The organism is Rhizobium sp. 01N447_2, from assembly GCF_056399245.1.
This window is the reverse complement of the sequence record NZ_JBFTQY010000032.1, coordinates 50370-76573: the sequence shown is the minus strand read 5'-3', so window position 1 is coordinate 76573 and position 26204 is coordinate 50370. Positions and strand designations below refer to the sequence as shown.

The window sequence follows — 26204 nt, the reverse complement described above, 5'->3', positions numbered from 1 at the left end:
GTTTTATTCAGGACCATGGCCAATGGCGGCATCATGTTCGTCGGAAGACCGAGCAGACTGACGATGCACAGCCATTGCAGAATCGGCGCGGCGGATGCCCATTTCTCGCCAACGATGATCCGTACGGCCGGCTCGGCAAGAAGCGCGAGCGTGATGAGGATGGGCGCGGCCACGAAGGTGATCGCGTTCGTCGCCTTCAAATAGGCAGCGATCAGATTACGACGGTCCTCGACGGTCGAGAATGCCGCCATCAACGGGCGCAACAATGGCCCAACAAAGGTCTGGTATGGAATACCGGCAATATTGTCGGCGACGCTGAAGGCGCCGAACGTCGACAAGCCGGTAAAGCGTGGCAAAAGCAGCCGGTCCAGTTGCCAGTTGATCGAACTCAGCACCTGCGACACGGTGTTCCAGCTGATCATGTCCTGAAAGTGCTTCCACTCGGAAAGGCTGAACCTCGGTCGCATCGGCGCAAAGACATAGGAGGTGATCGCCGCGGCGGTCGGGCCTGCAACCGCGCCGATCGCCAGTCCCCAATAGCTGCCGGTCGCGACCGCCACCCCGACACCGAACAGCAGTGTCGAACCCTTGGTGATGAGATCGAGTGCGAACTCGCGTTTGAAATCGAACCGCTGCATGAACAGAACCATGCGTGGGCTGATCACACTGCGCATCGCAGGCGCGATGGAGAGCACGGCTACAAGCGAGAAAAGCCGGGAATCGTCATAGATCAGAGCCATCGGCCAGGAAATGATCATCATCAGTATGCTGATGGCCACGCCTCGAAGCAGGCTGAGGGTAAGGGCCGTGGCAAACATATCGTCCGAAGGCGACGGCTGGCGCATCAGGGCCTGCGTCAGCGGCAGGTCCAGGATTGTCTCGACGATGACCAGAACCGAGGTCGCGATGGCGACAAGGCCGAAATCCGCCGGGCTCAAAAGCCTTGCGAGGATCAGGAGGCTGACGAAATCGAGCAGTCGCGCCAGGAATTTGCCGCCGATTGTCCAGATACTCGCCGTCGCCGTCTTCTGAGATACGCTTGACATGATCTATCTTCTATTCCTTATCGACGGATTGAGACGGTTTCGGTCGCAGCGGCAAGACAGGCAACTCCGTCCTTTTCCGTCAGCCCGGCCGTCTTCTGAAGACCTCGGCGGATCGGTCGCCATGGGTGGACAGTTGTTGTTCGATCAGGCTGGACAGACGGTCGCGGAACACGGCGGAAGAGAATTTCAGCGAGTGCGCGCGGATGGCATGCGGATCGATATCGTCCTCCACCTCTTCGAACGCCGCCATCGTTTCCAACAGAGCTTCCGTGGTCTGCTGTGCAAAGCGAAAACCGACCTGCGGCGAGGAAACGGTTTCTCTGGCKCCGCCGGCGTCGAAAGCCAGGACCGGTCGCCCCGATGCCATGGCTTCCACCGGAAGGATGCCGAAATCCTCCGTGCCGGGAAACAACAGCGCGCGGCATCGCGACAGGTGGTCGCGCAGAACGTTGAACGGCTGATGGCCGAGGAACTCAACGGTCGGTCCGGCGATCGACTTCAGATAAGCCAATTGTTCTCCCTCGCCGATCACGACCAGCTTCCGCCCGGCCTCGGTGCAGGCGCGAACGGCAATATCCGGCCGCTTGTAGGTGGTCAGCTGACCCGCATAGAGATAGAATTCGCCTTTTCCCTTCCCCACCGCAAAATCGTCCGTCGCAACGGGCGGATGGATGACGATGGATTCCCGGTCGTAGAAACGGCGGATGCGGCTTGCGACATAATCGGAATTGGCGACGAACACATCGACTCGCGAGGACGTCGTCACGTCCCAGGCGCGCAACATGGGCGCGGTGATCGACATCAAGGCGCGCCCAACCCAGGGCAGGCCATGACGGTAGACATGGAACTGATCCCAGATGTAGCGCATCGGCGAGTGGCAGTAGCAGACATGCAGCGCGTCGGCGCGCGTGATGATGCCCTTGGCGGGTCCGGATTCACTCGACAGCACGAGATCGTAGTCCTGCAGATCGAACTGCTCGAGCGCGAAGGGCATCAGCGGCAGCATCTTGGTATAATGCCGTTGCGCGCCGGGGATCTTCTGCAGGAAGGACGTGCGGATGTTCCGCGTCTTCAGAAAATCGCTGATGCGATCCCGGTTGCAGACGAGGGTGAAGATGTCGGCCTGCGGAAACATGCGGCACAGCTCTTCGACGACTTTCTCGCCGCCGCGCATCGAAACGAGCCAATAATGCACGATGGCGACACGAAGCTGCTTCGTGTCGCTCGCGCCTCCGGCTTCGGCGACACGTCTTTTCGCCATGACAGGCGCATCGCCGAGAAATGCCCTCGCGTCGGGAAGAGAGGTTGTTGCTTTAAGAGTCAACTCGATACTCCTTGTATCACCACACCGTCTGTCAGCTCGGGAACCGCATTCGTCGAAATCAGGCTCTGGTATTCGGCAAGAAGCGCGTCGCGCCATTCCTCGTGTGTCGAGGCGAGATCCGGCGACAGCCGGAAAGCCCGCTCGCTCACGGCGCGGACCTCATGTCTCGGCATTTGGCTGAATCTCGTCAAGGTATCGGCAAAGGCGCTTTCGTCAGCCGTATCGCAGGCAAGCGCCATGCCGGCTCTTTGCATTTCCTCGGCGAGAAAGGCGCTGCGCGACATGATGACCGGCAGACCGCTCCTGGCCGCTTCGATAGCGACGAGACCGAACGGCTCGGGATAGCGCGACGGCATCAACAGTGCGCGCGCCTTGCGGATGATCGGGCCGATCTCCGCATGCGACTGCCAGCCGACGGCCCTGACGTGATCTCCCGAAGCTGCGACCAGCGGCATCAGCGGCCCGTCCCCGATCACGCAGAGCCGGACGCCGGCTTTGCGCGTGGCGGCCACCGCGTCTTCTATGCCCTTCTCCTCATCCAGCCTCCCGATGAAGACGAACTCGTCGTTGGCCTCCGCCTCGATGCGTTTGATGGATAGCGGAGCGACGGGATTGCGGATCGTCGTCAGGCGTTCGGGCCGATATCCGGCGCCGACGAGAAAGCCAGCCATCTTCTCGTGCAGCAGGATGATCCGGCCGAAATCGGCCTGATCCTTCAGCAGCCGCAGGATATTGGAGCCGCGGGCGACCCGCCACAATTTGTGCGAATAACTTCTCTTGTCGCAAGCCGTCGCAATGCAGCTTCCGCCGAGCGGGCGCCGAAGGCAGATCTCCTGCGCCTGATAGTCGAAGAAGGCGCCGTTGGGGCAGGCGGTAAAGAAATCATGCGCGTGAACCACGCATCGTCCAGCGACCGGCGCCAGTGCTTTGAAAATCGCCGGAGACAGGATCTGGTGCCAGCCATGGACATGGTAGACGGTATTGGCGGTGTCGTTTGCGGCAACCCAGTTCGCGACCATACGGACAGCGGCGCCATTGTGAATGCCGGTCACGAAAGCCTTCGCACGCTCGGCGCTGAGCAGGTCGCGGCTGTTCAGACCGACCATCGAAACCCCGAGCGCGACAAGCTCCACATTGGCGGCGTCATCCCCGCAAATATAGGTCACGGGGATGTCGAGCCCCCGAAAAAGCTTGGCGGACAGCACCGCCAGCGCCGTCGCGCCGCCTCTGGCCACCGAGTAGTCGTCGATGATGACCACGCGATCGATCCTTGTCGTGCCTGGGCCGGGAAAGCGGCCGACGCTTGCTGCGGATCGGAGAGCCTCGGGAAGCGATGGGCGCATCACTTCACCGAAACCGCGCCGTTGGCACAGGCCTCCAGCGCCTTGCGGTTGAGAATGCGGATCTTGCCTTGCCCCCCGTCGATGATCTTGCTTTCCCGCAGGCGCCGCAGGCATTGATTGACCTTCTCGCGGGACGCCGGCAGCGTCGCGGCCAGGTCATTTTGCGAGATGATTAGTTCGTCGCCGCTATTTGCCGCATCTTTTCCATAAACAGCGGAGAGCCGCAGCAGCGTGCTGGCCAGCCTCGACTGCAGGCTCGACGCCGCATTCGCAATGATCCGGAGTTCAAGCTCTGAAATACGCGCCAGCGCCCTGGAGAAAACCTTTTCGCGAAAGCAGGGATCGCTGGCGTACATGTCGCGCAGCAGCCTGCCTTCGAAGAAATGCAGTTCGCAGTTGGAACCGGCGCGGTATTCGAGACTCAACGTCTGCCTGCGCAGGACCTCGAGCTCGCCGATGAGGCCGGATTTCGGAATGATCTCGACGATGAATTCCCTGCCGTCGGGCAGCATCGTGCTGGCGCTGACCACCCCCGAATGGACGCGCGCGAAGGTATCAACGAGGACGCCGGCCCCGGCGATGACTTCGCCGCGCCGGAATCGCCGGACGCTCGACCGGCAGGAAAGAAATTCGTCGTCGATGACGATGCGGCTGTTGAGATGAATGCTGCCGTTAGCCGATATCGCCGGCTTGCCGATGCCGGCCTTGCGATCTGATGTGTGTGTCGCCCCATCCATGCGCATAACTCCGAGTACTCGAATAACCATAGAAAATGCTGCACCGCATCATTTATATTGCCTTAATATGAGAGTCAAATAACATCACAGGAATTTAACGTAAAGATAAAGCATCTATTTGGCCCAAAAACAAAATATACATCATGAACTGAATTCAAAATCTCAATGAAGCTAAAAAACTGCCGTTTGATCGAATATGACTGCCTAATAAAATGGCTTACTGAATTAAAAACGGCAATAATCGAAATGATGATATCAAAACTGATAAATAAGTATCAGCAAATAATCGCTCCGAATTAGGTTAGATTGTCGTTTGAAACGAAAAGAAGGCCATCAAGGTGTAATCCAAATTCTCTATTGCCCGTTAGTAGCATAAAGAATTTATTAAGGATTATGACCTTGGTAACAGACAACCAGAGTGCGGCGCAGCAAACTTTGAACGGTTCTTAATCGGAATGTTTTGGAGACCCGCCGATGACATGGGATGCACATAGTTTCGAGGCCTGGTCGCGTGTCGGACGGTCCGCGAAGGGCGGCGATCTCCATTCGTCCCGGCCTCGTGCGGCAGGCAGATCGTCGAAGCGCGCGATAGACCTTCTCATCGCAATCACGGCGCTGATCCTGCTTTCCCCGCTTCTGTTGATCGTCGCAATAATCGTGAAGATGAGCGACCGCGGCCCGGTCTTCTATTCCCATACGCGTATCGGCGTCGGTGGAGCGCCGTTCGGGTGCCTCAAGTTTCGCACGATGAAGACCGATGCGGGTGCTCAGCTTGCCGAATTGCTGCAAAACAACCCGGCTGCGCGAAGCGAATGGGAAGAGACACGCAAGCTGAAGGACGATCCGAGGGTCACAGCCGTCGGAGAGATCCTGAGGCGGTCGAGCATCGACGAACTCCCCCAGCTGATCAATATCGTGCGTGGCGACATGAGCCTTGTCGGCCCCCGGCCGATCACGGCCGAGGAATTGCCGCGCTACGGCGAGCATATTTGGGCCTACATGGCCGTCCGCCCGGGCCTGACCGGTCACTGGCAGACCAGCGGGCGCAACGATGTCAGTTATGAGTACCGGGTTTCCCTCGACGTTCACTATCTCGACAACTGGTCGCTCGGCCGGGACTTCGTCATCATTGCTAAGACCATTCCCGCTCTGTTTTCGCAGCGCGGCTCGTACTGAGCATTCAAGGGGAAGCTGCCGACCATGCTTGAAATCGGAAGACACGCTGCCCCCGTCCCCTCCAAGCCGCCACTCCCTGGTTGCTCCGTGATCTCGCCATTTTGGATTAGGACAACATGACCTCAAGCACGATCTTCAGCGGTGTTTCTCCGATATCTCTGCCTGCCGCAGCCACTGGCGGGAATTCGCCGCTGACCTTGCGAGATATGCTCTTCTTTCTCGGGATGCGCTGGCGGTGGATTGTGGCGACGACGCTCGTTTTCCTCGCAATGGCGGGGATCTATGTGCTGAGCGCCGAGCCGACTTTCGTTGCCAGCACGCAACTTGTGATCTTCCCGCAAGTGAGCGGCACCGAAGCACAAAGGTCTTTCGCAGAAGACGCATTCATAGAGGGACAGCTGGAGATCGCCAGATCCAGCGATGTCATCAGCGAAACGGTAAGGGCGCTTGGTCTCGATACCGATCCCGACTTTGTCGATCAGGCGCCTTCGCTGCAGGATAGGGCAAAGAACTGGTTGATGGGGATTTCTTCTGAATCGGATACGGAATCGCAGGAAGCAGTGGGCACAGGGCCGCGTGACAGACAGCCGCAACAGCAGATCGAAGACGGGCGGATCCATGATCGGGCGGTCGCAACGCTGCTGAACATGATGGGAGTACGCCGGATCGGGAGTTCGACGATCATCGAGATATCGGCTGCAGCGTCGACCCCGCAGCAGGCCGTCGATATCGCCGACACGCTGGCCAGGCAGTATATCCAGAAGAATATCGCAATGAAGGCCAATGCGTCCCGGCAATACAGCGAATGGCTGACCAGATTCGTAAGCGAGCAGCAGCGCGGACTGGCCGAAGCGGCCAGTGCCCTGGCCAGCTTCACGAGCAATCCGCGCGATCAGTTCAAGCTTGCGGAGCTGCAGAGCGCGACTGACGCCCGCCGCACCCTCTATGAAAATACCTTGAATCAGCTGACCGAAGCCAGGCAGCGCATCACCTACCCGGTGTCGGATGCCACGATCGTCTCTCGGGCCACCTTGCCGCTTTCGAAAGCCAGACCGCGCAGCACGCTCATCATCGCCTTTGCGGCGGCGGTTGGTCTTGGCGTCGGCTTCGCACTCGCCATGATCAGGCACGCTGGCGATCGCCGGATCATCCGCCCCCATCAGATCGCGGAAGCCGGTGGACTGCCCTTTGTCACTTTGCTGGCGACATCGAGGCGGATCCGCAATGGTCATCCTGCACGTTTCCTCGCCGCCGGTACTGGCAGCAGCAGCACAGCCGCCTATCCTGTCATACCGGGCATGGCGGAACTGAGCGCGACGGTCGTCGGTCTTCGGCGCAAACGCCGGGTCGTCATTGGAATCGTCGCCGTCAATCCCGGCGGCGGGGCGTCGACCATAGCATGCGAACTTGCGGTACTGTCCTCCATATCAGGCGCTCACACGCTGCTGATCGATGCAGCCGCACAGAAATCGTCGCTCAGCAAATCGATCGCCCCCCATAGTTCGACAGGCCTCGTCGATGTTCTCGAAAATGGCGAACTGTTCCAGACGGCGGCATTGCCCCTCACCCCGACGCTGAAATTCCTTCCCCTCGGCAAAGTCGAAGCGGTGACGCCAGCCATACGCCTCAGTTCCCGCCGTACGCAGTTGAGTTTCGCCGACCTGAAAAAGGAGTTCGACGCCATATTCGTCGWCATTTCCGCATTCTCCGCGTCGCCGGATGCCAATGCGATCGCGCCGGAACTGGACGGTGTCCTCGTGGTCACGTCGCACGGGCGCACCTCGATCGACGACACCATGCGCGTCATCGACACCCTGCGGAATGTCGGCGCGGAGATCCTCGGCGCGATCATCAATCATGCACCGAAAAGAATAGAGTCATGACCTCACCTTCGGCAGAAGCAACCAGGCAGGACAGCCCGATCGGACCGGCGCCTGTTCCTTGCGGCGCTGAAGCCATGGCGGGGCACGCGAGCCGCCCATTGCGAATGGCCGTGGGGATCGCTTCGGCCGGCCGCCCCTCGATACTGCGGGAGACGGTGGATTATCTCACGGCCCTGCAGGATCAGGCCGAGCGGCTGATCGTCTGCGTGCCCTTGATCGACGACGCAGCCGGGCTCGCCGACCGCCGCGACGTGGAAGTCATTGTCGGCAGCCGCGGCCTGACCTCTCAGCGCAACAGAATCATCCAGGCGGCCGCTRCCGATACGGATGTTCTGATCTTCCTGGATGACGACTTCATTCCCGCCGTGACCTTCCTGTCGCGGATGGCGGCTGTCTTTGCGGCAAACCCCGACGTGGCGATCGCCACCGGCGAAGTTCTGGCCGATGGCATCCTCGACGGCGGCCTCAGCATGTCAAACGCCCTGCAGGTTCTTGAAACTGCGGCCGAAGGAGCCGTGCAGGTGACGGATGTCTATAACGCCTACGGATGCAATATGGCGGTTCGCCTTTCACCCATTATCGAGCACGCGCTGGCCTTTGATGAACAATTGCCGCTCTACGGCTGGCTCGAGGATGTCGATTTCAGCCGGTCCATCGCCCGCTATGGCAGGTCCGTACGTGTCGAAGGTGCCCGCGGGGTGCACCTCGGCGTCAGATCCGGGCGCCAGCCCGGCCGAAGACTCGGCTATTCGCAGGTTGCCAATCCTGTCTACCTGACCCGGAAGGGCACGATGTCGAAGGGCCGTGCCGTTGCACAGATCGGCCGTAACATCCTGGCGAATACGCGGGGCCTATTGTTCAATGATCGCTTGATCGACCGTTGGGGACGTTTGAACGGCAATTTGCTGGCCCTGTCCGATCTTCTTATCGGCCGCGCCTCTCCATCCCGCATTCTCGAATTCGGCAATCCCTCGCCGCGCGAGATGCCTTCGCCGTCGATCGCAACGAAACGGAGATAGCAGACATGCAGCGCACATCCTTGTCCGATCGCCTCATCTCCGCCGCCCTTGCCTTGCTGGTATCTTCCTGCCTGACCGGCTGGAGCGTCGCCCATGCGGAAAACTATACCCTCGTGCCGGAAGATCAGGTGCGACTGCGTGTCGTCGAATGGCGATCTTCGGATGCCCGGTATGCGAGCTGGGAGGCACTCGGCGGGACATATACAGTCGATGATGCCGGCAATCTGGCGATCCCGATCGCTGGCCAGGTACAGGCGATCGGCAAGACGACGGAACAGGTTTCCGATGCGATCGCCACTGCGCTCTCCGAAAAGGCCGAACTGCCGGGAAAACCGTTCATCGCGGTGGAGATCGCTCAACATGCACCGATCTTCGTAACCGGAACCGTGCAGACCCCTGGGCGCTATGCTTTTGAGGCCGATATGACCGTCATGAAGGCCGTCAGCATCGCTGGCGGCTTCCTTCGGGAGCGCGAGGAAAATACCGTCTTCGAGCGCGACCGGATCCAGGCCGCCGGCGCCTATCGAACCGCCATTCTCAACCGGCGCGATCTTCTGATGCGCCAGGCGCGGTTGCGCGCCGAGATTGCCGGCGAACAGAGTTTCGAGATCCCTGTCGAGCTCGCCGGAACGCCCGATGTGGACAAGCTGAAGGCGCAGGAATTGAACCTGATGCGGCTGCGACGCGTCGATATCGAAAGCCAGATCGAAGCAGCAAGCGACCTCAGCCGTCTTTACGGCCAGCAGGTCCAGTCTCTCGAGGCCAAGATCAATTCGCAAAAACGGCAGATCGACCTGGCGCAGAAGGAACTAGACAATGTCAACAGCCTGGTGAGCAAGGGCTTGGTCAGCAATTCCCGTCAGGTCTCGGTCGACCGCGGGGTCGCGGATGCGCAAGGCACCCTGATCGATCTCGAAGTCGCCCTGACCACGGCTCGCCAGGGGCTCAGCGAAGCCGACCGCTCGAAGATCAATATCGTCAACCGGCAGAACAGCGAAAACCAGGAACTGCTGAACCAGGTCAATCTGGCGATCGGCAGGGCGGCGATCGATATCCAGGTGGCCCAGCTTCTGGGCGAGCAGGCTGGCTACAGCGCGCAGCTCGCCCAGATGAATACGGAAACGCCGGGCCTTGGCAGAGCGCAGAAGAACTACAGGATCGTGCGTCGCAACGAAGACGGGACTTATCGCAACATCGAGGCGGACGAGACAACCACCTTGCGGCCGCATGATGTCGTCGAAATCGGCGTCGACACCGACCTTCAGACGCCGTCGCCTCCGCTGCAGCTGCAGTCCGCACCGCAGCAAAGCTCGACCGTCCCGCTGTCGAATGTGGCAGGCGATAATCAAGCGGCTGCCGGCTGGATATCCCAGACGGGATCGAATTAGGGGGCGGTTGTGAGCATCGACGACAGCTGGCGGCTTCCGCCTCAAGCATCGCGCCGAAAGGCGGATGCCGGTCTTCGGCAAAACCGATGCCTCCGCCGCTCGCCGTCCGGATCGGGATCTGAAGCATGTCGATAGAACCGATCGGTTTCATCGTTCTGCTGCTCGGCCTGCTCGGCATGGTCAACGGCGCGCGTTTTGCGGTCGCGGCCCTTTGCCTGTCGACGCTGCTGGGGGCCGCAGCGGCTCTCCAATTGCCCGCGCTCGGCGGCAGCAGCATCCAGCCGAGCCATCTTCTGGTGCTTTTTCTCGTGGCCGCCGCCCTGCTGCGCCCGGCTCAAACACAGGCCATGCTGACCAGCCTCGCCTATCCGGGTCCCGGTTTCTGGTTTGCCGCCTACATCCTGTTTTCTGTGGCATCGTCTTTCTTTTTGCCCCGCATTTTTGCAGGCGCGACCCTGGTCTACTCCTCTGCACGAGACGCCACGGGCATGATGTCGACGGTGGCCGCTCCCTTGTCGCCGGGTTCGTCTAATCTCAGCCAGTCCGTCTACCTGCTCGGCGACCTCGCCTGCTTTGCCGTCATCTCGGGGCTTGCCAGGCTCGGCTATGCCCGTTTTATCGCACTGCAGTTGATCGTCGCCTCGATCGCATGTTTTGCCCTGGCGTTGATCGATATCGGAACGTTCCTGACTGACCAGTCCTACCTGCTCGATGTCATCAGAAATGCGAATTATACGATGCATACGGCCGAGACGATCAGTGGCTTCAAACGCATCGTCGGTTCGTTCCCCGAAGCAAGCACTTATGGCGCGGTCGCATTGGCCTATTTTTCCTTCACGCTCATGCTTTGGCTGGAGCGCGTCCAAAGCCGCATGGCGGGACTTGCAACGCTTTTCATCGGCCCGACGATCGTCCTTTGCACATCGACAACCGCCTATATCGCCGGCATCTTCATTGTCTGCATGTTCGTGCTGTATTGCTTGAAGCGACTGATCGGCGGCCCGGCCACCACCCCGCACGTGACACTCCTGGTGATCACGCTGTTCTTGATTCCCTGCGCCATCGTCGCGCTCAGCCTTGTCCCCGATGCGTGGGATTCCATCGCCGGCCTGGTGAACACCACCTTGTCGGACAAGCTTCAATCGCAATCCGGCGAAGAGCGCACTGCCTGGAACACGCTGGCATTGATCGCATTCGTCGATACTGCCACCTTCGGCGCCGGACTCGGCACGGTTCGAGCCTCGAGCTTCATCGCTGCATTGCTTTCCAATGTCGGATTGACCGGCACTCTTCTCTTCGCCGCATTCCTGTACAGCCTCGTCAGAGCCTCCGGCCGGCATAGGTCAGGCGATCGGGAGATGCACGCGATCGGAAACGCGGCGGTGATGGCATCCATCGCCCAGGTCGCCTCGGCGGCGATATCGGGAAGCGGCACCGATCTCGGTTTGCTGTTCAGCACCACGGCCGGTCTGGCGGCCGGCTGCCTGGCGGCAACCAATACCTCGCCATGCCGCGCGACCCGATCGCTTGCCAACCGGACTCCACTGGAGACATCGACATCTCTGATGAGAGCGCCGATGTTCTCAACACGATGACGCCCGCTGTGGAGCTCCGCCATGGCGTAGCATGGCAATCYCATCAAGCCGTTGGCGCGCCGGCACGGGGCCGAAGCCGGCCGGCCACACCGCATCTTTCAAGAATCGCCTGTAAAAACAACCTGGCCAACGAACGCCGTCCCGCAAGGCCATCCGCAGAGGGCTATGCGGCGGATTCTATGTCGATATTAGCCTTGCGGGCGCTCACGGGTGGTCGCGACGCTATCTGCAGCGGAATTGTTTTCCCGCAGCCTGGCACTGCGTCGCAAAAACCCCGAGAGGAACACGCCCGCCAGATAGCCGATTTCCATAAGCGAGAGAATGGCGACACCAAAGAGGATTGCCGCAATCACCGAAGACCCGTCGGCGAAAGCCACACTGCCGAAGCCGATTGCCACGAGAAATGCAAAAATTGCGAAAGCCCAGGCGCGGATGGAAGCCCCGGCAGCGATCGAAATGACGGCTGCCACAAGTATGGTGATCAACATGACAATCCCCCTCCCCTCCGCATTCACCAAACGTCCCGGCATCAATCGTCGTACCGCGAAACGATATGTCGAAACACAGCCTTATGACAGACAAGGCATTCTTCACAATGAATACCTCAACAATGAAACACACAAAAGCCGCCGTCAGCGAGACACCGATTCAGCACCAGTTGGACTGGATGTCGGCAATATATACTGAACAGGGCCTTCATATGACAGAGCTGTCGGCTCAATTCACAACTGTTCCCTCGCCTCGCAAAGACAATGCCGATTCAATCGTATTGCGCACAATCGGAAGGGTGATGACATGAACAATCAGTGCGTCGTCTACGTCACGGATGTCGAGTATTCATTTCCGACCATTCTCTCGGCGCTTCAGGCTCGCAAATTCGCAAGCCCCGCGACCGATGTCTGCGTCCTCATGTCGGAACATCTCGACAATTTCGAGGAGCTGAAAGGCCTGCTCGCAACGAACGGGGTCATATTGATCGATGCGACTGAGGCGCTGCAGGACTCGCTCGGCAAGCTCGACAGTTCGCATTTCCAAGGGCGCATCAGCGTCAGCACGATGGCCAAGCTGGTCCTTTGCGAGATCCTGCCTGCCCATTATACCCAGATCATCTACCTCGATGGGGATACCCAGATCGTCAGCGATCTGGGTGCTTTCGAAAGTACAACTGTGCCCGAAGGCAGGTTTTTCGCGGCGCGCGATTACACGGCGATCCATGACTTCCTCGACACAGGAAAGGACAGCCACTATTTCAATGCAGGGGTCCTGAAATTCCATCGCCACGGCTGGATCGGACAGGAGGCGCTTGAGCTTTTTGCTAGAAATCCCGAGGCCTGCGAGGGCAAACATGATCAGGGCGCTTTGAATTATGTCTGCGGTTCATCGCTCATCCTCGTATCGAACCGGTGGAACTTCCCCAAACAGTTCCTTCATCTGGTGACCATGTCCTCCTTGTCGATCGTCCATTATATGGCGCATCCGAAGCCATGGCACGGAACCTTCTTTCCATGGACCGATAAAGAAAGCCAAGTGTACGTCGACCTGCGCAAAGCACATCCGATTTACAACTCGCTGTATCGCGGAATAAGCTTCGACCGTAAGATGCTGTATAAATATCGATCKATACGGGCGCGCATCGAACACGCGATTGAGAAAAACGAATCCAATCTTCGGGTTCAGAGCCTGCTGGTTGGCGATTATGCCGTATGATGATGTATTGCTGGTCCGACCTGAATGTTCGCGAAACTGAACTTAGCGTCGCCGGTCGAGCCGTGGATTTGCAGACGGAAGCGCAAGTATTCATCCATTCATTCCAGGAATGGATAATGTTCAGGACAGAATATGAGTTATAGGGCTTCCGCCGCCAGTATCTCGCATTATGTGAAAGCCCGCCTGCGCCGGTCGCTCAAGGCTCGGCAGGTTCGCTATGACCTGCTGCGCAGCGGGCTCAAGCAGGCGCGTCACGTCGTCATCTGCGTCATCCGCGACGAAGGGCACCGCCTGGCCTTCTTCCTGCAGTATTATCGTGATCTCGGCTTCGAGCACTTCATCTGCATCGACAACGGCTCGAACGACGGCACGGCCGAGTTGCTGTCCAGCTTCGACGACGTCTCCCTTCTTTCAGCTCATGGGTCCTACAAGGCGGCGAGATTCGGAAACGACTGGATCAACGAAGTCATCAACCGGCACTGCCGGGAGAAGTGGGTCCTGTACGTTGATGCAGATGAATTTCTGGTTTATCCCCATTGCGACACCCGGCCGATCGATCAATTGACCGCCTATATCGAATCCATGGGCGGCCACTCGCTCCGCTCGGTCATGATCGACATGTATAGCCCGCATCCCGTTCTCGAGAACATCTGCGAGCCCGGTCGCAACCCGCTCGAGGTCTGCAATCTCTTCGACCGATCCGGCTACGTCGCGCATTTCGACAAAMGCGACCGAACAATATGGATCAAGGGTGGCGTTCGCGGGCGGGTCTACTTCCACGACCGGCTGTGGGACGGCCCCGCGCTCAACAAGATACCTCTCGTCTATGTGGCGGGTGAACGTCTGTTTCTCAAATCATCGCACCAGGTCTGGCCGCTCTCGCTGAATTTGGGCGACATGCGCGGAGCGCTCGGCGTATCCGGCGCCCTTCTGCATTTCAAGTTTCTGTCGACCTTCGTGCACAAGGTTGCCGATGCGGCACACCGGTCCCAACATACGGAAGAATACACCGTATACTCCTCAGGCAAGGACATGGATGACTTCGTCCATGACGATACGGGGACCTACCGAAGCTGGAAGGACCTGTCCGATCACGGGCTCATACAGGGTGAAGGCTGGAAATACTGGAGGAATGCTTCCGAGACCGAAGTCTAAGGCAAGTCGCCCAAAAATGCGCAGCGGTTTTGGGACGACGCGCATGAAGACAAGAGCCAACACGTCAACCCGAGCTTTCAGCCTGCATCGTCTGACTATCAAATCCCCATCAAACACAAAACCCGCCGGCGGCGGGTTCTGTTGAGGCTTCTGCCGTTCCGTTTATTTTATCGAAGCGCCGCCTCAAACGAGAGACGTCACACCCTCGGCGTAAGCTTCTAGCGCCTTCCGGTTGAGAATGCGGATTTTGCCCTGTGTCCCGTCGACCACTTTGCTCTCGCGCAAACGCCGCAGGCACTGGTTGACCTTCTCACGCGACGCCGGCAGCGTTGCGGCTAGGTCATGTTGGGAGATGATCAGCTCATCGCCGCTATTCTCCGCATCCATTCTGTACAGGGCAGAAAGACGCAGCAGCGTCCGGGCCACTCTCTGCCTTAGACTCGATCCGGCATTGGCAATGATCCGCAGTTCGAGTTCGGAAACACGCGCCAGCGCCTTTGACAGGATCTTCACCTGAAATTGCGGATCGTTCGCACACAAGTCGCGCAGTAACCGACCGTCGAAGTAATGGAGTTCGCAGTCCGAGGAGGCCCGATATTCCAAACTGAGAGACTGCTTGCGCAGCACCTCCAATTCGCCGATCAAGCCACCTTTAGGAATGATTTCGACGATGAACTCTCGTCCATCGGCAAGCGGGGTGCTTGCACTCACCATTCCGCGCTGCACGCGGGCGAACATGTCGATGAGAACACCGGCGCTGGCAATAAGCTCACCGCGACGAAACTTTCGAACACTCGAGCGGCAAAACGGGAACTCGTGATCCAAATCCCCCCGGTCGCCGTAAACAATACCTACAGTCCCGAAAGTAATCGCTTCGCCAATTCGCGCCGCGCTTCCTCTAGTCCTGTCGTCTCTGATGCTAATCGCCCCATCCATAAGTGCAACTCCACGCAGACTAATTGACTTACTATCTCGAGAGACATTCGTAATAAGTTGAATTAGAAAGTCAAACAATAATAAAATAAAAATCTCGTGTTTAAACTATACATAATTATGACGACTCCTCACATTTATATATAATAAAATTCATATTGAATTCTATCACAAGAAAATCCTTGAAGCTGCGCGACGGTTTTTATACAATTTATGACAATTGCCTACCTGTAGAATAAGTTAACAACTATAAGAGTAATATAAGAATATAAAATAAATATGAATGGCGCCTCCGTTATATATTTCAATAACAAAGGTAATATTTTAAATAGTCAAAAGAATTTCTTCAGAGTATAAGGAATTTATTGAAGATTATGACCTCGGTCACAGACATCAAACTTGCATTAAAACAAGCTTTGGCTGTGATTTCTGGGGTTTGTCTAACGGAGACGCGGATGGCGGGAAAAAATCAGGGCGTCAACCCGACCAAACCTTGGCGGGATTTCGCCAGGGCTCGACAGGAAAGGCGTCCATTCAATTCGTCACAATCCCATAGGATCAGCAGAATTCTGAAGCGTGCATTTGACATCATCATTGCGGCAAGTGTCCTATTCCTTCTGTCGCCGCTCCTTCTGTCGGTGGCAGTCATCATAACGCTAAGTGATCGGGGGCCTGTATTCAATTCCCATCGTCGGCTCGGTCATAAGGGAAAAGAGTTTGGTTGCCTCGAGTTTCGTACGACAAGAGCCGACGCAACGGCCAAAGCACAGGTCACTGTCGTCGGCGATATTTTGAGACGATCGAGCCTCGCCAAGCTTCCGCAATTTATCAACCTGTTGCTGGGTCAAATGAGCCTCGTCGGGCCCCGCGCCATTAGCAAAGAAGAGCTGCCACATTACGGTGAACATGCTTACGCCTACATGGCCGTCCGTCCCGGCCTGACTGGCCATTGGCAGACCAGCGGGCGCAATGACGTCAGCTACCAGAATAGAGTTTCCCTCGACGTCGAGTATTTGTCCAAATGGACGCTGGCGTTGGATTTCGTGATCATGGCAAAGACGCTCTCCGCCCTGCTTTCCCGGCACGCCTTACTGCCCAGGGTGGATTCCTAAAGCGCGTCGCAATCTTTCAGCTTCGCGCCTCGCTTGGCCGAGCATCCGGCGGCCTCGGTCATGTCATTACCCATGAGGACGTTTGCCCGTGACATGGGAGCGCTCCGTGATGGAGTTCTTTTTCCGGCGCTTTTGAATATGCCACAAGGAGAAGGCAAATAGACCCACCAGATAGCATATCTCCATCAATACAAGCACTTCGACACAGGAAACGACCGCCTCCGTCAAGGAGGTACCTTTCAGCAGGATCACGCCGCCCAAGGCCGTGACCACCAGAAATGCAAAAATTGCAAAGGCCGAGGCGCGAATGGTCGCTCCGGCAGCGATGGAGACGGCAACCACGACGAGCGTGCTCTTCAGCATTATTCTGATCCTCTCTTCACACCTCCTTCAAGCCACCGCCAGCCCTCAATGACATGACAAAACCCAAAGTCGAAACGAAGTCCGATCAAAGTATTTTATCTATTACGGTTAAAATATTGCTAATATCCGCCCAGCAAGTCGATTGAACCACGTCGGATAATATTCGACTATTCACCCAGCAGGGCCGCTCTACCGATTAAACCCAAGAAATCCTTGGATATTGCAGTCAGAAAGATTTAGGCACCGGCGGCTTATACAGGAGCCGGCAATGCAGCTCCGGCGTTCTCTCGCCGAACTGAACGTTCACTGGTTGTGTTCCTGAAAAGATGAATTTGGCCATAGGCTTACGCTCGAGCGCATGTGCGCTGGCAACGATCGGGCTTACGCTCGTCCGGCAAGCGCGGCGGCATCAGGGTTGAGCAACAGCCTACGCAAAACTCGGCTCCTACGATGGACCCGGATTGTTCATCTGAGGTGATCGGCGCGCAACAACGAAACAGGGCCCGCCGCTATGACGAGCCCTGCTGATGTCCTTGCCGGTTGAACACCTGCAATGAATTGCCGGCATCGAGGCCGGTGTCGACAAGCCTATTTCGAGACCGCGCCGGCCAATTGCCGTTTTGCGACGCGTTGGAGACTGAGGTTTTCCAGCCAGGTGACTTGTTTCCTCAATTTCAACGCCGGCTTTTCGATGAATCTCCACGAGAAGGCGGCAAAGCAAGTGGCAATGATGCTGCAGACAATGCCGTTCAGCCACCAGTTATGCGCCCAAGGCCCGAGCGCTACGAACGCCTGCTGGATCGGATAGCCATAGAGGAAGACGCCGTAGGAGTAGTCGGCTCCACGCAGGACGCCAAGCTTGCGGGGCGAGGTGAGACCAAGGAAGACCGTGACATATCCCATGGCCGGAATGGCAACAAAGTCCCCAAAGGAGGTGAACCAATAGGCCCACAGTATGAATGCCACCGAGGCGAGGAAAATTCGGATATCCCAAAGAACCTTGTCCTTGTAGAGATAGAAGGTCACCCCCACAAGAAAAGCACAAATGAGCAGATTGCCCGACGCGGTCGTCGGCATATTCGCCCAATCACTTTCATGTTTCCAATATCTTGCGATACCGAAGCTTATGATCAAGGCCGGCGTTGCGATAAGGGCAATCACCCGCCGCCTGACCACGCCCAGCAAGAAGAGGGCGGCGATCACCGCATAGCACTCAAGCTCGAAGGGCACCGTCCAGAGCTGTCCGTTCACCATCGCGGCATCAGGATTATCCAGGAATACCCCGGGAAGATTGAAGTGAATGTGCCCTGTGACATTCATCAGATATGTAAAGAACTGAGGATCGGTGAAATAGTCACGCAGGTCATACTCTGTATAGATCGCTCCGAGTATAAAGGCAGCCAGCAATACCTCAACCGCAAGAGCAGGGTAGATCCGGATAAATCGGTTACCGAGAAAGGAGATCAATGTCTTCGATCGTTCAAGACTGCCAGCCACCAGGAACCCGCTCAGGACAAAGAACATGGGCAGCACTGACTTGATAACAGGGCGGAAGGGTGACTCCCAGAGAAACAGGTCATCGCCGTACGTGACGCGGGCTGTATGTATCCAAAGCACTGAAAAGGCTAAGAGTAATCGCATATAATCGAATCCTGTCGGTCGCCCGTTCGCTTGATCAAGCTTTTCGCCGAGAAACATCTGTGCCCCTTTCAGAAGTATTAACTCGATTTGGATGGCAAGCCGTCGTAGCAGAGCGGCGACCGCATCATTGCCGGATGGGGGCCGTGTGTCAGTGACCACAGGTACATCAGCTAAAAATTGAACGAGAGCGCCCCTCTCGCGAAGATGCGTATTTGACCATCAACCCATGGCCCTGTGCTTCCCGAGGTGCCCTGCGACGGTCGGAGTTGGAATCCAGGTGATCGGGCAGCGGATTGGATGAGGAGACTATGAATTTTCTGGCCACCCTGTTTTGTCTTGTTCTCGCCTTTATCGGATTGGGGCTGATCGGAGGCGGCGCCTGGCTGTTGCGCCTCGGCGGCTCGCCCTATTACGCGATCGTTGGGCTTGCTTATGTGGTTGGCGCGTTTCTGCTGTGGCGGCGGAAGATATCAGGTAGCCTCATCGTCCTGCTTGTCGCCGTTTTCACCCTTCCCTGGGCGTTATGGGAGTCGGGTCTCAATTTTTGGGCACTTTTTGCCCGCTTGATGTCCCCCATCGCGCTGGCGGGCTTTGCGCTTTTTTTTGCGCCGTCACTTTCCCCGACCGCCAACCGGAAGCTCTTTTATGGCGGCGCCTTGGTCACGGCGATCCTGTTCGTCGCCGGTTTCGGCCTGAGCGTCGTGYCGCACGGCGTTATCCGCCCCTCCGCCGACATCACCGCCTACAAGACCGCCAAGGGCGACAACGCTCCCTCCGATTGGACATCCTATGGCCGCACCACCGCAGGAGATCGTTACTCCCCATTCGATCAGATCAACCGCGGCAATGTGTCCAAGCTTGATCTTGCCTGGACATATCGCACCGGGAAAAGCGATGGCGCCGATCAGAACACGCCTCTGCAGATCGGCGATACGGTCTACACCTGCACACCGACAGATGTAATCGCAGCGCTCGATGCCGATACCGGCAAACCCCGCTGGACCTTCGATCCCAAGGCGACGGCGCCTTACTGGCAACGCTGCCGCGGTCTCGGTTACTACAAGATGCCAAAGGAAACCCCGTCCCCCGATGGTCTCTGTAACGAGCGTTTGGTGCAGACGACGATCGATGCCCGTCTCCTGGAGATCGACAGCAAGACCGGCGGTCTCTGCAAGAGCTTCGGAGACAATGGCATCGTCCAGCTTTCGCAGGGCATGGGCGAAGTCAAGACAGGCTATTATTTCCAGACATCGGCGCCGCTGATTGCCCGCAACCTGATCGTCGTCGGAGGCTGGGTCACAGACAACCAGGAGACCGGCGAACCCTCGGGCGTCATCCGCGCGTTCAACGTGGTCACCGGCGAACTCGAATGGGCATGGGATCTCGGCAATCCTGAGATCACCAAACTCCCGCCGGAGGGCCAGACCTATACGCGGGCCACACCCAACATGTGGACGACGGCCGCATTCGACGACAAGCTCGGCCTCATCTATGCGCCGCTCGGCAATACCACGCCGGATTATTACGGCGTCAATCGCCCTGGTTTCGCCGATCAGTACAACGCGACATTGGTGGCGCTCGATGTGACGACGGGTCGCGAGAAATGGAAATTCCAGACCGTGCATCACGATATCTGGGACTATGACCTGCCGGCCCAACCGGTCCTGATCGACCTGCCTGACGGCAACGGCGCCACCGTGCCTGCTCTGCTGCAGACCACCAAACGCGGGCAGCTTTTTCTCCTCGACCGCCGGACCGGCACACCGCTTGCCGAAGTTCAGGAGAAGCCGGTCCCGCAGGAAGGCGGCGCGCCGGACGAGAAACTCTCCCCGACGCAGCCCTACTCGGTCGGCATGCCGACAATCGGCGCGGAGCGCGTGACCGAGCAGACGGCCTGGGGCCTGACGATGTTCGATCAGCTGGCATGCCGCATCGCATTCCGCAAGATGCGCTACGACGGCGATTTCACCCCGATCGGCACACAGTATGCGATCCAGCAACCGGGAAATCTGGGCGGCCTCAATTGGGGAAGCGTATCGGTCGATCTGCCCAACAACCGGGTCTTCATGAACGATATCCGCGTGCCCAGTCTCTTTGCACTCATTCCGCGCGCCGAATACGTCGACTTTGCCCTGACCACAACCGCGCACGGCCCCTCCGCCCCCCAGCGTGGTACGCCTTACGCCATGGCCACCGAGATGTGGACATCGAGGCTTCGCGTTCCCTGCACACAACCACCCTTCGGCACCGTCACCGCAGTGGATCTGAATACGCGCAAGATCGCATGGCAGGTTCCGGCCGGCACAGCCGAAGAACTCGGGCCGTTCAAGATCAAAACCAAGCTGCCCATGCAGATGGGCCTGCCGAGCTACGCCGGCACTTCGGCGACCGCCGGCGGAATCGTCTTCTTCGCTGGCTTCCAGGACTATTATATCCGCGGCTATGATGCCGAGAACGGTACCGAACTCTGGAAATATCCCCTGCCGGTCGGTTCGAGCGCGACGCCCATGACCTATGTCTCACCGAAAACAGGCAAGCAATATGTCCTGATATCGGTTGGTGGCGCACCCTATTCGAAGGATGTCGGCGACTACGTCTTCGCCTTCTCTTTGAAGAACCGAGATTAGCGGGGGGGGGGCGTGATGGAGGAGCTTGGACCGAAAACCTCGCGAAGGCAGCGCGTATCGTGAGTATTCCGCTTGATACGAGACATCGATTCGGTTGCTGCGCGCTATTTCCAATCTCAGCTACGGTCATGGCGATAGCCGACAGGATCACCAGAGAGGACCGCGATGTCGTGTAAAACACGGGCCATCCCGGTCAGCCACGCCATCTGGCAAAATAGAGACAGGTTGGACATCGTCGCATCCTTCTCAAGCCCTTTCTTCAGTGAGCAGTATAGGCCCCATCCACTAGGTAGTGCCCTCCAGTGATGAAGCTGGCCTGCTCGGACAAAAGGAAACACACAAGAGCTGCGACCTCTTCCGGTTTTCCACGCCTGCCCATTGGTTGAAGCGATGCCATGCGTCGCGTACTCGCCGCCTCAAGATGCTCTGACAAAAGCGGCGTTTCAATCCAGCCGGGGCCGACGGCATTTATGCGGATACCCAATCTCGCATACTCCATCGCAGCGACTTTCGTCAGTCCAACAACCCCGTGCTTGGCCGCGGTGTATGCCGCCGCGGTGGGTAATCCAACGGTCCCGAGAGTGGAAGACATATTCACGATTGCACCGCCGCCCAGCTTCAGCATCGCGCCAATTTCGGACTTCATGCAATAGAAGACGCCGTTCAGATTGACGTTCATCACCTTGTGCCAATTGTCGAGCGGATAGTCTGCGACCGCTGCGCGCACCCCGTCGATTCCCGCATTATTGACCGCCAGATCCAAGCCGCCACATGTCTCGACGGTAAAATCGACAAGTCTCTGCACACTTTCACTGTCACTGACATCGACGACAAATTCACGGGCGCGGCCTCCCTCTGATCTGATTGCGGCGGCAATCGTGTGTGCTGCCTTAGCATTGATATCGGCGACAACAACCTCGGCACCCTCCTCAGCGAGGTGTCGGGAAACGGCGGCACCAATTCCGGAACCTGCGCCCGTTACGATCGCGATTTTTCCTTCCAGGCAAAGCTTCATCGTCTCCGTCCTTGTTGATATGCTAATATTCGATCGGCGCGATTATTGATGCAAGGGGTTTCACGGATAAATAGAAGGGCATGGTATTGCGCAGCTTCGGATGTTGCCAGTGTTGCGAACTCATCCTCCACAGAGTTGAGTGTCTTTATCAAAAGATGTCGCAATCTAATTTGGAATGAACGGGCTAATTTGGAATGAACGGGATCGACGGAGTTACTTGGCAGGTGGAAATGGACAAACAGCATATTACACGCCGGGGGCTCGTGCTGGGGAGCCTGGCTCTAATGCTTTCTGGATGTACTTCGGGCGATGGGCCGCCACTGGGCTACCGATTCGCGAGGGATCCGGATGCCGATCCCCGCTATCGACGACAGGAGGTCGCGTATACGGGGAGTGAACCGCCCGGAACTATCGTCGTCGATACGGCGAGCCGCTACCTTTACTTCGTGGAGGCAGACGGACTGGCGACTCGCTATGGCGTTGCCGTCGGTGAGGAAGGACTGAGTTTCAAGGGCGAGGCCACCATCGGCTATAAGGCAGAGTGGCCTTCGTGGAAGCCCACCAATGACATGATTCAGCGCAAGCCCCGGCTGGCCAAGTATGCCGATGGAGTACCGGGAGGACCGCTCAACCCTCTCGGTGCAGCGGCCCTCTACCTCTACCAGGGCGGACAAGATACCCTGTTCCGGTTGCACGGAACGAATGCCCCCTGGTCGATAGGCCGTGCCGTTTCGAATGGGTGTATTCGCCTGACGAACGCAAACATCGTCGACCTCTACTCCCGTGCACGCGTAGGCACGCGCGTGGTTGTCATCTGATGGTGTTTACCATTTGAAATCGCGGGGTTGGCCATAGCAATATGTATCTGCTAATGTAGATTCGTTGCATGTTGCATCATGTCTGCCCTATCTAGGGTACTGATTGTCGCTAAACTTTAAGGTGTAGCCTGAAAAGCTATGCCATGATGAGGAGAGGACTTCCTGATGAGCAGAATTCTAATTGTAATCGTTGCGATGTTTGCGGTGGCCAATCTGAGTGCTTGCGGGTCGATTGGCAAAGGCAAGGGGAAGGCCCCACCGCCGGCAGAAGCAGTCTACAAGTAGCATATCGCGTTTGATTCTTAGGAAGGGTCCCCTAGACCCTTCCTCTTCTTACATAAACCGCCAAGCTGCGCTCCTTGGTAACTCAAAGCGCAAGAGTGGCATTTTTATATGCTGACTTCGGGCTCGCATTCGTCAGGGCCTGCATATGGAGCTTAGTGATGGCGCTTGGAAGAGGCGGTGTGTCGCTAGTTGTTATGTTGGCGTTCGTGGCATCGTCATGCCAGACAGAAGACAAAAGGCCTTTACCGCATTATACATCCAACGGCAGAGGCGTAGCTCCGACCAATACGGCTGAAAACAAATCAAATAGGCATTTCATCGAATTCCGCTCACGCTATGCGCTGACCTACGGCCACACCTACGTCGTTTTTGGGCAGGCGGATAAAAACGGAAATATGATCAATCCCGAAGTTGCAGGGCTTGCCCCAGCTTCTCCCGATGCCGCGCAGTATGTAATAGGCCACTTCATACCGGTTCCGGCCACGACCGGAGCGACGGACGGTGACCTGGAAGAGCAGTACAGATCAGCAAGCTGGCGTGTGATGCTGAGTGATAATGAATATAACGACACAGTTGCGTATATACGCAAACTGCAGGCAACCTCTCGTCTCTGGGAGGCATCGGTATACAACTGCAATGCCTTTGTGGCGGATATCGCACGGCACATGGGTTATAAGGCGCCCAGCATTTGGCTAAGGCCGCAACAGTTCATTACAAACCTTCGGGAGATGAATACAGGTTGATTACCGGGCATCCAAGAAGGCAGATCGTGGAAAGGTTCTGGTGACTTGATTTGAACTTATCAGCAGCCGTCGTCGGCGAGGTCATCTGGGTTCTCGGAATTGTTGCATGGTGCATCATTCGATACCCATTTGAGCGTCGCGCAAAGCGAGTGCCGGTCGTCAGTAACCGCCGTACCGGTTCAGAGGCGGTCGGGCTTGCGGCAGCCCTCGCCGGACTTGCGATCGTGCCGGGATTTTACGTCGCGACCGGCATCCCTGAGGCAGCCGACTATACCGCCCATTTGTGGGCCATCGTGATCGGGACAATACTCTTCTGCGCCGCGATGTGGGTCTTTCGAAGAACCCACAAGCAATTAGGACGAAACTGGTCGATTACACTGGAGATCCGCCAGCAGCACGAATTGATRTGCGCTGGCCCGTACGCCCTTGTCCGCCATCCGATGTACACGTCGTTTCTTCTGATGGGGCTTTCACAAGCGTTTCTGCTGCCGAACTGGGTGGCAGGCATGGCGGGCCTGATCGGCTTCGCCGTTCTATTCTTCCTAAGGGTGGACAAGGAAGAACGTATGATGCTGGAAGTTTTCGGCCCTCAATATCAAGCGTATATGGCGAAGACCAAGCGCATCATCCCTTATCTTTATTAGAGGTGGCAAGATGAGAGGCCGAACGATCAAGCTCTCGGCATCGCGACGCCTTGTCGGAGATCTGATGAGATTCTCGATCGGGGTGCCGCGTGTAACGGTCCAGCGGCAAATGAACCTTCGGCCCCTCCTGGATGCAAGAGACGGAGCGGATGCCCGGCCGTCCTGGACAGTGCTTTTCTTGAAGGGATACGCTCTGCTCTCTCAAGAAATTCCTGAATTGCGGCGTGCTTATATCAAGTTTCCGTGGCCACAGCTCTATGAATATCCGGCCAGCGTGGCCTCCATTGCCCATGAGCGCGAGCATGACGGAGAGCGGGTCGTTCTGCTGAGCACCATCAAAGGTCCCGAGCAACGCTCAATCACTGAGCTGGAGACGCTGATCCGTGCGGCGAGGTCACTTCCGGTTCTGGAGATCAAGGAGTTTCGGCGCTCTCTGAAGCTTGCTCGCGCACCTGCCCCTGTGAGGTGGCTGCTCATGTGGCTCGGACTCAATATAGGACGGAAGCGAGCGCGCTATTTCGGCACCTTCCAACTGTCAGTCTATTCGGGTCTCGGAGCAGAGTCTCTCAACCCTCTCAGTCCGCTGACCACACTTTTCAACTACGGCCCGATCGGCGAGGATGGATCGGTTACTGTCCGCATTCACTACGACCACAGGGTTATGGATGGAGCGAATGTGGCACGGGCATTGGAACGATTCGAAAGGATCTTGAACGGCGAAGTCACCGACGAAGTAAAAAGCCTCGTCCAGAGGGCAGCCACGACCATCATACCGTCGGTAGGAACATCGAAGTGACCCCACACGACGAGTTCCGTTCGGCTGTCGTCGTGGTTGGCGGTTCCCGCGGCATTGGACGAGCAATCGCAAAGGTTGCCGCACGCGACCGCAACGTCGTCGTGCTCATCGCACGCTCGCCTGAAGGCCTCACCGCTGCGGCAGCCGACGTACAGCAGGCCGGCGGTGAGGCCTTCACGCTGGAGCTGGATCTGCTTGCAGCCGACGCGTCCGAGCGTCTCGAGGCTTTTCTGACCGCCAATGATTTGGTCTGTGGCGTGCTGGTCAACAGTGCCGGGTATGGCCTCAGAGGCGCAGCAACATTACTCCCCCTCAACGATCAGCTTGGAATCGTCGATCTCAATATACGCGCCCTGACGGATTTGACCCTTCGCTTCCTGCCCGGAATGCTTGCGCGCGGACGCGGCGGCGTGATCAATCTCGGCTCCATAGCCGGTTTGTTTCCCGGGCCGTATATGGCGTTGTACTACGCAAGCAAGGGTTTCGTGCACTCTTTTTCGGACGCGCTCCATCAGGAAGTGCGCCGCTTTGGCGTTACGGTGACATGTGTCGCGCCCGGACCGGTGTCCACCGAATTCCTCGAAAAGGCCGGCGCGAACCGGGCGGCTCTCTTCAAGATATTGCCCAAGCTGGACGCTGAATATGTCGCAGAGCGGGCCTGGAGCGGTTTCAACTCCGGCCGTCGCCGCGTTGTGCCCGGCATTTCAGCCAAGTTGCTTACTCTTGTCGCATTCTTGCCGACCGCAGCTATCCTCCCCCTGATCGGTCGCCTGCAGCGCAGAAGCAAAGATCCATAACCTTGCGGCTCAGGAAATAACCTCCAGGTATGTTGCCATAGCCGGTCTCCGGCATGG

The 26204-nt window shown here is 57.6% G+C and carries 25 protein-coding genes; 16 read left to right on the top strand and 9 right to left on the bottom strand.

Going from position 1 to position 26204, the window contains the following annotated elements; translation table 11 throughout:
* The 4 genes from AC1ECN_RS21500 to AC1ECN_RS21485 all read right to left on the bottom strand — a co-directional run.
* Window positions 1-1046, bottom strand: a 1046-nt coding sequence (locus tag AC1ECN_RS21500) for a lipopolysaccharide biosynthesis protein (RefSeq protein WP_477954050.1), incomplete at its 3' end; no start/stop codon positions are given.
* A gap of 79 nt (window positions 1047-1125) precedes the next feature.
* Window positions 1126-2370 (bottom strand): glycosyltransferase family 4 protein, encoded by a 1245-nt coding sequence (locus tag AC1ECN_RS21495; protein ID WP_064247350.1) that lies wholly within the window; start codon window positions 2368-2370, stop codon window positions 1126-1128.
* On the bottom strand, window positions 2367-3713 hold the full coding sequence (locus AC1ECN_RS21490) for a glycosyltransferase family 4 protein (RefSeq protein WP_130673034.1): 1347 nt from the start codon (window positions 3711-3713) through the stop codon (window positions 2367-2369). The genes AC1ECN_RS21495 and AC1ECN_RS21490 overlap by 4 nt, the downstream gene beginning before the upstream one ends.
* The gene (locus AC1ECN_RS21485; RefSeq protein WP_130673035.1) at window positions 3713-4450 is read right to left on the bottom strand and encodes a Crp/Fnr family transcriptional regulator; all 738 of its coding nucleotides are present in this window, start codon (window positions 4448-4450) and stop codon (window positions 3713-3715) included. The genes AC1ECN_RS21490 and AC1ECN_RS21485 overlap by 1 nt, the downstream gene beginning before the upstream one ends.
* A gap of 474 nt (window positions 4451-4924) precedes the next feature.
* Between AC1ECN_RS21485 and AC1ECN_RS21480 the strand changes: the two genes are divergently transcribed.
* From AC1ECN_RS21480 to AC1ECN_RS21460, 5 genes are all read left to right on the top strand, one after another.
* Window positions 4925-5626, top strand: a complete 702-nt coding sequence (locus AC1ECN_RS21480) for a sugar transferase (RefSeq protein ID WP_130673036.1) — start codon at window positions 4925-4927, stop codon at window positions 5624-5626.
* Between the two features lie 116 nt (window positions 5627-5742).
* Window positions 5743-7509 carry a GumC family protein gene (locus AC1ECN_RS21475; RefSeq protein WP_477954047.1) on the top strand — a complete coding sequence of 589 codons (1767 nt, stop codon included), beginning with the start codon at window positions 5743-5745 and terminating at the stop codon, window positions 7507-7509.
* Window positions 7506-8528, top strand: coding sequence for a glycosyltransferase family 2 protein (locus AC1ECN_RS21470; RefSeq protein ID WP_477954046.1), 1023 nt, complete (start codon window positions 7506-7508; stop codon window positions 8526-8528). Before AC1ECN_RS21475 ends, AC1ECN_RS21470 begins: the two co-directional genes overlap by 4 nt.
* Window positions 8529-8533: 5 nt before the next feature.
* On the top strand, window positions 8534-9916 hold the full coding sequence (locus tag AC1ECN_RS21465; RefSeq protein ID WP_130673038.1) for a polysaccharide biosynthesis/export family protein: 1383 nt from the start codon (window positions 8534-8536) through the stop codon (window positions 9914-9916).
* A gap of 125 nt (window positions 9917-10041) precedes the next feature.
* Complete coding sequence (locus AC1ECN_RS21460; RefSeq protein WP_130673039.1) at window positions 10042-11511, top strand: hypothetical protein; 1470 nt, start codon at window positions 10042-10044, stop codon at window positions 11509-11511.
* A 188-nt stretch (window positions 11512-11699) separates the two neighbouring features.
* On the opposite strand, the gene AC1ECN_RS21455 is transcribed toward AC1ECN_RS21460, so the two are convergent.
* On the bottom strand, window positions 11700-11999 hold the full coding sequence (locus tag AC1ECN_RS21455; RefSeq protein WP_024319334.1) for a hypothetical protein: 300 nt from the start codon (window positions 11997-11999) through the stop codon (window positions 11700-11702).
* Here AC1ECN_RS21455 and AC1ECN_RS21450 point away from each other — a divergent pair.
* The 3 genes from AC1ECN_RS21450 to AC1ECN_RS21440 all read left to right on the top strand — a co-directional run bounded on the left by AC1ECN_RS21450 (window position 11998) and on the right by AC1ECN_RS21440 (window position 14373).
* Window positions 11998-12198, top strand: coding sequence for a hypothetical protein (locus AC1ECN_RS21450; RefSeq protein ID WP_130673040.1), 201 nt, complete (start codon window positions 11998-12000; stop codon window positions 12196-12198). The genes AC1ECN_RS21455 and AC1ECN_RS21450 overlap by 2 nt on opposite strands.
* Window positions 12199-12306: 108 nt before the next feature.
* The gene (locus tag AC1ECN_RS21445) at window positions 12307-13218 is read left to right on the top strand and encodes a glycosyltransferase family 8 protein (protein ID WP_477954044.1); all 912 of its coding nucleotides are present in this window, start codon (window positions 12307-12309) and stop codon (window positions 13216-13218) included.
* Window positions 13219-13350: 132 nt separating this feature from the next.
* A complete protein-coding gene (locus tag AC1ECN_RS21440; RefSeq protein WP_477954042.1) occupies window positions 13351-14373 on the top strand; it encodes a glycosyltransferase family 2 protein in 1023 nt (340 codons plus the stop codon).
* Window positions 14374-14556: 183 nt separating this feature from the next.
* Here the strand turns inward: AC1ECN_RS21440 and AC1ECN_RS21435 are convergent, their stop codons facing one another.
* A complete protein-coding gene (locus AC1ECN_RS21435; RefSeq protein ID WP_024319331.1) occupies window positions 14557-15309 on the bottom strand; it encodes a Crp/Fnr family transcriptional regulator in 753 nt (250 codons plus the stop codon).
* A gap of 452 nt (window positions 15310-15761) precedes the next feature.
* Here AC1ECN_RS21435 and AC1ECN_RS21430 point away from each other — a divergent pair, with 452 nt between their 5' ends.
* The gene (locus AC1ECN_RS21430) at window positions 15762-16418 is read left to right on the top strand and encodes a sugar transferase (protein ID WP_024319330.1); all 657 of its coding nucleotides are present in this window, start codon (window positions 15762-15764) and stop codon (window positions 16416-16418) included.
* Between the two features lie 66 nt (window positions 16419-16484).
* Here the strand turns inward: AC1ECN_RS21430 and AC1ECN_RS21425 are convergent, their stop codons facing one another.
* Window positions 16485-16781 carry a hypothetical protein gene (locus AC1ECN_RS21425; protein ID WP_018073636.1) on the bottom strand — a complete coding sequence of 99 codons (297 nt, stop codon included), beginning with the start codon at window positions 16779-16781 and terminating at the stop codon, window positions 16485-16487.
* A 588-nt stretch (window positions 16782-17369) separates the two neighbouring features.
* Window positions 17370-18479, bottom strand: coding sequence for an acyltransferase family protein (locus AC1ECN_RS21420; protein ID WP_018073635.1), 1110 nt, complete (start codon window positions 18477-18479; stop codon window positions 17370-17372).
* A gap of 251 nt (window positions 18480-18730) precedes the next feature.
* Between AC1ECN_RS21420 and AC1ECN_RS21415 the strand changes: the two genes are divergently transcribed.
* Window positions 18731-21049 carry a membrane-bound PQQ-dependent dehydrogenase, glucose/quinate/shikimate family gene (locus AC1ECN_RS21415; RefSeq protein ID WP_477954039.1) on the top strand — a complete coding sequence of 773 codons (2319 nt, stop codon included), beginning with the start codon at window positions 18731-18733 and terminating at the stop codon, window positions 21047-21049.
* 259 nt (window positions 21050-21308) lie between these two features.
* Here the strand turns inward: AC1ECN_RS21415 and AC1ECN_RS21410 are convergent, their stop codons facing one another.
* Entirely contained in the window at window positions 21309-22064 is a 756-nt protein-coding gene (locus tag AC1ECN_RS21410; RefSeq protein ID WP_477954037.1) for an SDR family NAD(P)-dependent oxidoreductase, read from the bottom strand.
* A gap of 230 nt (window positions 22065-22294) precedes the next feature.
* Here AC1ECN_RS21410 and AC1ECN_RS21405 point away from each other — a divergent pair, with 230 nt between their 5' ends.
* The 6 genes from AC1ECN_RS21405 (at window position 22295) to AC1ECN_RS21380 (ending at window position 26147) form a co-directional block, all read left to right on the top strand.
* Window positions 22295-22882 carry a L,D-transpeptidase gene (locus AC1ECN_RS21405; protein ID WP_164902005.1) on the top strand — a complete coding sequence of 196 codons (588 nt, stop codon included), beginning with the start codon at window positions 22295-22297 and terminating at the stop codon, window positions 22880-22882.
* A 165-nt stretch (window positions 22883-23047) separates the two neighbouring features.
* Window positions 23048-23167, top strand: a complete 120-nt coding sequence (locus AC1ECN_RS21400) for a hypothetical protein (protein ID WP_018243378.1) — start codon at window positions 23048-23050, stop codon at window positions 23165-23167.
* Between the two features lie 158 nt (window positions 23168-23325).
* Window positions 23326-23910 carry a hypothetical protein gene (locus AC1ECN_RS21395; RefSeq protein WP_064246030.1) on the top strand — a complete coding sequence of 195 codons (585 nt, stop codon included), beginning with the start codon at window positions 23326-23328 and terminating at the stop codon, window positions 23908-23910.
* Between the two features lie 50 nt (window positions 23911-23960).
* Window positions 23961-24554 (top strand): protein-S-isoprenylcysteine O-methyltransferase, encoded by a 594-nt coding sequence (locus AC1ECN_RS21390; RefSeq protein WP_477954035.1) that lies wholly within the window; start codon window positions 23961-23963, stop codon window positions 24552-24554.
* A gap of 10 nt (window positions 24555-24564) precedes the next feature.
* Entirely contained in the window at window positions 24565-25350 is a 786-nt protein-coding gene (locus AC1ECN_RS21385; RefSeq protein ID WP_130662125.1) for a hypothetical protein, read from the top strand.
* Window positions 25347-26147, top strand: a complete 801-nt coding sequence (locus AC1ECN_RS21380; RefSeq protein ID WP_018485524.1) for an SDR family NAD(P)-dependent oxidoreductase — start codon at window positions 25347-25349, stop codon at window positions 26145-26147. The genes AC1ECN_RS21385 and AC1ECN_RS21380 overlap by 4 nt, the downstream gene beginning before the upstream one ends.
* The last annotated feature ends 57 nt before the right edge of the window (window positions 26148-26204 follow it).

Bases quoted from the DNA above. Each gene is read 5' to 3' on its own strand.
- AC1ECN_RS21490 (WP_130673034.1), bottom strand. From the start codon at position 3,713: ATGCGCCCATCGCTTCCCGAGGCTCTCCGATCCGCAGCAAGCGTCGGC.
- AC1ECN_RS21485 (WP_130673035.1), bottom strand. From the start codon at position 4,450: ATGGATGGGGCGACACACACATCAGATCGCAAGGCCGGCATCGGCAAG.
- AC1ECN_RS21480 (WP_130673036.1), top strand. From the start codon at position 4,925: ATGACATGGGATGCACATAGTTTCGAGGCCTGGTCGCGTGTCGGACGG.
- AC1ECN_RS21465 (WP_130673038.1), top strand. From the start codon at position 8,534: ATGCAGCGCACATCCTTGTCCGATCGCCTCATCTCCGCCGCCCTTGCC.
- AC1ECN_RS21460 (WP_130673039.1), top strand. From the start codon at position 10,042: ATGTCGATAGAACCGATCGGTTTCATCGTTCTGCTGCTCGGCCTGCTC.
- AC1ECN_RS21450 (WP_130673040.1), top strand. From the start codon at position 11,998: ATGACAATCCCCCTCCCCTCCGCATTCACCAAACGTCCCGGCATCAAT.
- AC1ECN_RS21455 (WP_024319334.1), bottom strand. From the start codon at position 11,999: ATGTTGATCACCATACTTGTGGCAGCCGTCATTTCGATCGCTGCCGGG.
- AC1ECN_RS21435 (WP_024319331.1), bottom strand. From the start codon at position 15,309: ATGGATGGGGCGATTAGCATCAGAGACGACAGGACTAGAGGAAGCGCG.
- AC1ECN_RS21430 (WP_024319330.1), top strand. From the start codon at position 15,762: ATGGCGGGAAAAAATCAGGGCGTCAACCCGACCAAACCTTGGCGGGAT.
- AC1ECN_RS21425 (WP_018073636.1), bottom strand. From the start codon at position 16,781: ATGCTGAAGAGCACGCTCGTCGTGGTTGCCGTCTCCATCGCTGCCGGA.
- AC1ECN_RS21420 (WP_018073635.1), bottom strand. From the start codon at position 18,479: ATGTTTCTCGGCGAAAAGCTTGATCAAGCGAACGGGCGACCGACAGGA.
- AC1ECN_RS21410 (WP_477954037.1), bottom strand. From the start codon at position 22,064: ATGAAGCTTTGCCTGGAAGGAAAAATCGCGATCGTAACGGGCGCAGGT.
- AC1ECN_RS21405 (WP_164902005.1), top strand. From the start codon at position 22,295: ATGGACAAACAGCATATTACACGCCGGGGGCTCGTGCTGGGGAGCCTG.
- AC1ECN_RS21400 (WP_018243378.1), top strand. From the start codon at position 23,048: ATGAGCAGAATTCTAATTGTAATCGTTGCGATGTTTGCGGTGGCCAAT.
- AC1ECN_RS21395 (WP_064246030.1), top strand. From the start codon at position 23,326: ATGGCGCTTGGAAGAGGCGGTGTGTCGCTAGTTGTTATGTTGGCGTTC.
- AC1ECN_RS21385 (WP_130662125.1), top strand. From the start codon at position 24,565: ATGAGAGGCCGAACGATCAAGCTCTCGGCATCGCGACGCCTTGTCGGA.